The 4731-nt window shown below is 62.3% G+C and carries 8 protein-coding genes; 4 read left to right on the top strand and 4 right to left on the bottom strand.

Annotation, left to right across the window (positions count from 1 at the left end):
* The 4 genes from VN004_RS04235 to VN004_RS04220 all read right to left on the bottom strand — a co-directional run.
* Positions 1-671 (bottom strand): HD domain-containing protein (locus VN004_RS04235; protein WP_325607341.1); only part of this gene is annotated, 671 nt, incomplete at its 3' end.
* Between the two features lie 114 nt (positions 672-785).
* Positions 786-1016, bottom strand: coding sequence for a type II toxin-antitoxin system HicB family antitoxin (locus VN004_RS04230; RefSeq protein ID WP_325607339.1), 231 nt, complete (start codon positions 1014-1016; stop codon positions 786-788).
* A gap of 675 nt (positions 1017-1691) precedes the next feature.
* Entirely contained in the window at positions 1692-2003 is a 312-nt protein-coding gene (locus VN004_RS04225) for a hypothetical protein (protein WP_325607337.1), read from the bottom strand.
* Positions 2004-2058: 55 nt separating this feature from the next.
* Entirely contained in the window at positions 2059-2202 is a 144-nt protein-coding gene (locus tag VN004_RS04220; RefSeq protein ID WP_325607335.1) for a hypothetical protein, read from the bottom strand.
* On the opposite strand from VN004_RS04220, the gene VN004_RS04215 reads away from it, so the two are divergent.
* The 4 genes from VN004_RS04215 to VN004_RS04200 all read left to right on the top strand — a co-directional run.
* A complete protein-coding gene (locus VN004_RS04215) occupies positions 2189-3001 on the top strand; it encodes a lytic murein transglycosylase (RefSeq protein ID WP_325607333.1) in 813 nt (270 codons plus the stop codon). The two genes, VN004_RS04220 and VN004_RS04215, sit on opposite strands and share 14 nt — an antisense overlap.
* A 254-nt stretch (positions 3002-3255) precedes the next feature.
* Complete coding sequence (locus tag VN004_RS04210; RefSeq protein WP_325607331.1) at positions 3256-3651, top strand: hypothetical protein; 396 nt, start codon at positions 3256-3258, stop codon at positions 3649-3651.
* 36 nt (positions 3652-3687) lie between these two features.
* Positions 3688-4092, top strand: coding sequence for an acyl-CoA thioesterase (locus VN004_RS04205; RefSeq protein WP_325607329.1), 405 nt, complete (start codon positions 3688-3690; stop codon positions 4090-4092).
* Positions 4093-4182: 90 nt separating this feature from the next.
* A partial coding sequence (locus VN004_RS04200; RefSeq protein ID WP_325607327.1) for a diacylglycerol/lipid kinase family protein occupies positions 4183-4731 on the top strand: 549 nt, incomplete at its 3' end.

Below are 4731 nucleotides of genomic sequence, written 5' to 3'. Positions count from 1 at the left end.
TGATCTTCGGAAAAGATGTAATCATTGTACACCACATGCTTAAGTCTCCAAAACCTGTCAAGCTGGCGAAGTCTTGGAGGGCGGCTGGACATTGCTTTGATTACGGAGTTGAGTTCAACAGCTGTATCTACTCCGAAAAAGTGAGAGGTGCGTACTATCCCTTCAATGGTGTCGACATTAATTGGACCAAAAAAGATTTCCTCAACCGAGGGGAGGCGGGTGGGGTGCCTTAAGAAGTTCCTGTAATCGAGCCACAATCCATACTTCTTCAAGATTTTGCTTTCCTCGCTCCTTCGATCTTCGACGAGGCTAACGAGGTAGACGTGATGATCTAATCCAAACTTCGCTCGAAAAAACCGTTCACACGAATGCGAGAATGGGCCGTGTCCAATGTCGTGAAGTAAGGCGTGAACGAGAGCTAATCGGATTTCGCCGTCGGTCAAACCAGTTGCAATGCCGCGCGCGAGCGCTAGCTCAGCTACGCCGATTGAATGCTCAAAACGCGACTGAGCCGTTCTCGAGTATTCGCGAGGAGAGAAACGCTCAATAGCACCTAAGAAGCTGATCCGTGAGAGCCGTGCAAAGTTCGGGAGTTGAATGAGGTCCGACAGAAGGGGCCGAATTCTCGCATCTGCTCTTTGTAGGAGATTCTCAACAGTGGGCACATGCATATCGGCATCCCACCACAATTTGCGGAAATTAATGGCTGAGCATACTTCATTGCAAGACGCTTCGCCACGGCTGAAGAACTTTTACAGAGGATTCAGGAGGCTGTAGTCGATAAGTCAGAATCGCCGGCTCGGTTCCAGCCCTACCTCCACATATTCCGCAATACTCGTCGGCGCAGGCACAGGCAGCCCGTCTTCCTTCAATCCCTCGATATGAAAACGGATCGCGTCGCGGATTTCGCGCTCGACATCCTTCACGCTCGCGCCCGTTGCGACACAGCCGGGCAAGTCCGGCACATAGGCGGAGTAGTTTCCGTTCGCCTGTTCGATCACCACGGCGTAGCGCATTATTCACGTTCCTTCAGCTTGAGCCTCTTCAGTTGAAATTCCGCGCTGTTATTGCCCGCGACGGCGGGCGATCCAGTCTACTGGATGCCCCGCCTTCGCCGGGCATGACAAAAAGGAGGCTTCCGAACGAGGGCACGGGGCGCCTCTTGACAAAATTTCTTTCAAGGACTATATTCCCATCCATCCCGCCCCGGGCAAGGGGCGTCTGATCAGCGTCGCATGACGCGGGGCGGGATGCGGCGGCCTTGGGCGCGGCGGACGTTTCCGCGCGCAAGGCACAGGTTCAAGCCGCGCCACGCCGAGGCACTGTGCCCGGAGACGGCGGTGGAGCGTTCCACCGGTGGCGTTGGAGCAGACCTGTAGCGCGCCGCGTGCGGAACGCCGGATCGTCCGGCTTTCCGTGGTGACGACGCTCGTGTGGACAAACTCAACACAGCCACACGGGGCCGCGGGCAGGCCAGAGCCCGGCGTTCCGCACGCCCTTGCGACAGCAAGGGAGGGGAATGCGAGAGCAGACGAAGGCGTGCCCGGCGCCTCACAAAGAATACGGGCGATGACGCGCGCCTGCGCACATGTGCGTCCGGTGACATGCGCGTCCCGTGACATGAGCCCCCAACCGGGGCGCCGCTCGCGCGGCTCGTCCCTCCCCGCAATCGGGGAGGGAGGACAAGGCCTTCACCCCACCGTGCCGTTGCCGGGCGCCGAGCCGGGCGGGGACGGCGGCTCGGGCGTGCGGTGCACGAAGGTCAGCGTGATATAGGCGCCGAGCCAGGAGCCGATCGCGGCGAACGCGACGTAAAGATAATTGCTGGTGTAGCTGACCACCGCGAAGGAGGAGAGGAGATACCAGACGCTGCTCCAGTTCGCGGCCGGGATGCGCTTTCGCGCGATCACGGAGGCGGTGAACATGACATAGGCGGCGTCGGTGGTCGCTGTCGCGACGACGACGCCAAGCGCGATCAGCGGGTCGATCTGCCAGGAAAACATCGATGGGTCCTGCATGCGGGAGGGTGGCCGGAGAGGCCGGCCGGATGCGGGAAGCCTAGTCCATGGGCAGGGCCGGCGGCGAGATTGGCGTGCGGCAGATCGCGCTTTCGTTGGCGGTCACTTCTAAAGCCACAATTGCCGTGCGATATTGGCCCGAATCCGATGCCGTATCGATTTCGAGGCCGATGATGTTTGTCACCCTGTGGGTCCGTTTCGCCGCGCTGTCCTTTGTGTTTTGCGTTCTGGCCGGGCCCGCGCTCGCCGCGCAATGCGGGGGCGACTTCAACGCCTTCATCGCGAATTTCTCGCGCGAGGCGGCGGCCAAGGGCATCTCGCAGGGGGTGATCGCGCAAGGGTTCGCCGGGATCACGCCCGATCCGAAGGTGCTGGAATTCGACCGGCGTCAGCGCGGCACCTTCAAGAAGAGCTGGGAGGATTACGCGCGCACCCGCGTCGGCCCCGCCCGCGTCAATCGCGCCAAGCAGATGATGAAGAAGCACGCGGCGCTGCTCAGCCGGGTCGAGCAGCAATTCGGCGTGCCGAAGGAGCTGATCGTCGCGATCTGGACGATGGAGACCGACAACGGCGCCGACATGGGCAAGCTGCCGATCATCCGCACGCTCGCGACGCTCGCCCATGATTGCCGGCGCACCGACCTGTTCCAGCGCGAATTGTTGGCGGCGTTGCAGATCTTGCAGCGGCAGGACCTGCCGCTCAAGGAGCTGATCGGGGCCTATGCGGGCGAGATCGGGCAGACCCAGTTCCTGCCGTCGTCCTACATCAAGTATGGCGTGGATTTCGACGGCAACGGCCATGTCGATCTGCGCCGTTCGGTGCCGGATGTGCTGGCCTCCACCGCCAATCTGCTCCGTACCAATGGCTGGCAGCGCGGCCAGCCCTTCAACATGGGGACGCAGAATTTCGAGGTGATGCGGGAGTGGAATCGCTCGGAGATCTACCGGCGGACGCTGCATTATTTCGCCGAGCAGCTGCAGTAGCTGCGTATCGGCGCGCGCCGGCGGGAAAGGGGCACGCGCCGCGAACGGGTTAGACGTCGACGCGTACCGATGCGTTGATGCCGCAGCCAGAAACCGGCAAAATCAGCTGCGTCCGACATCCCCGTTACGGCCGGTTGTCACGCGGCGCGTACCTGCAGCCTCAACGCCCGCGACCCGCATTCGTTCGCCCGCGCGAAGGCTTTTTGCGGCGATTGGCGTATCATTCGGCGGATGCGAATCGGGCGCTGTTTTCGATGACTATCCGCAGATCGGCCATCGGCCTCGGACGATTGCTCCGGCTGGAGCATCGGTCCGAGCCTGTGCTCGATCGCAGGCGTTTTGCCGGCCGGATGGGTCTGGCGCTCCTCGCCTGGGCGATCCTGACCCTTGCGGGTCTCGCAATCGGGATGAGCGGCTATCTTTATTTCGAAGGCATGAGCGTCCCGGATGCCTTCGTCAACGCCGCCATGATCCTCTCCGGCATGGGCGTGTTCGACGATCTGAAGAACGCCAACGCCAAGATCTTCGCCGGATTTTACGCCATGCTGTCCGGCCTGATCATCCTGATCGCGACCGGGCTCGTCCTCGCGCCGGTGCTGCATCGGATCATGCATCGCCTGCATATCGAAGACGAACATTCGCGCGACTGACTTCAGAAAGAGACGCACCGGAGCGGATTTGGGATCATGGCGACGGCTACCAATGGCAGACCCCGCGGTTCTCTGACGGTTCGCATCATCGCGATGCCGGCCGATACCAATGCCAATGGCGATATTTTCGGCGGCTGGGTGCTGTCGCGGATGGACCAGGCCGGGGGCATTGCGGCGGTCGAGCGCGCCAAGGGCCGGGTGGTCACGATCGCAATCGAGGCGATGACCTTCATCCGCCCGGTCCGCGTCGGTGACGTGCTGGAGGTCTATACCGAGATCGAGAAAGTCGGCCGCACCTCGATGAAGATTCACATCGAGGCCTGGGCCCGGCGCTTCATGACCCACCATCACGAGAAGGTCACGGACGCGAATTTCACCTTCGTCGCCATCGACGACGATGGCCGGCCGCGCGTGATTCCGCGGGATGGCGTGCAGGTCTGAAACGAAATCGCCGCTCGCGCGTTACCAACGCCGTCATTTCATCTGGCGCCCTTCGGGCAGCCATCTTCCTTCCGCACCGGGGCCCGTGGCATGGACGACACGCTGGTTCTTCTGAACGCCCGGGCGGGCGCCGTGATCGATGTCGGCCTCGATCGGGTGCGGGACACATTGACGTCGGCGCTGAAGGGCCGCGCCAGGCGCTTTGAAATCCGCCCCGTACGGCCGGCTCAACTCAGGGAGGAGATTGAGCGCGCGGCAAAGAGTTCGGTTTCAACCCTGATCGTCGGCGGCGGCGACGGGTCGGTGAATTGCGCGGTGAATGCGCTGGCCGGCTCCGACAAGACGCTTGGCGTGCTGCCGTTCGGGACGATGAATCTGTTCGCGCGCGACCTTGGCATGCCCGCGGACATCGAGGCCGCTATGGAATCGATCGGCGCTGCGACGCCCCGGCGGGTCGATCTTGCGCAAGTCAACGGCCGCTATTTCCATTCGCTGTCCGGCCTCGGCTTTTTCAGCCAGATGGCGCGGGCGCGCGAAGAGGTGAGAGGACATCCGCTCGGTCGCATCGCGGGCGTCGCCATCGCCGCGGTCCGCGCGCTGCGCCGGACCGAGCCGTTCACTCTGGATATCCGCACCGAA

It is taken from the genome of Pseudorhodoplanes sp., assembly GCF_035565855.1.
Classification (GTDB): Bacteria; Pseudomonadota; Alphaproteobacteria; order Rhizobiales; family Xanthobacteraceae; genus Pseudorhodoplanes.
This window is presented reverse-complemented; position numbering and strand designations above follow the sequence as displayed.

Excerpts from the sequence above, each read along its gene's own strand:
- VN004_RS04225 (WP_325607337.1), bottom strand. The coding sequence starts at position 2,003 with ATGTTTTCCTGGCAGATCGACCCGCTGATCGCGCTTGGCGTCGTCGTC.
- VN004_RS04215 (WP_325607333.1), top strand. The coding sequence starts at position 2,189 with ATGATGTTTGTCACCCTGTGGGTCCGTTTCGCCGCGCTGTCCTTTGTG.
- VN004_RS04210 (WP_325607331.1), top strand. The coding sequence starts at position 3,256 with ATGACTATCCGCAGATCGGCCATCGGCCTCGGACGATTGCTCCGGCTG.
- VN004_RS04230 (WP_325607339.1), bottom strand. The coding sequence starts at position 1,016 with ATGCGCTACGCCGTGGTGATCGAACAGGCGAACGGAAACTACTCCGCC.
- VN004_RS04205 (WP_325607329.1), top strand. The coding sequence starts at position 3,688 with ATGGCGACGGCTACCAATGGCAGACCCCGCGGTTCTCTGACGGTTCGC.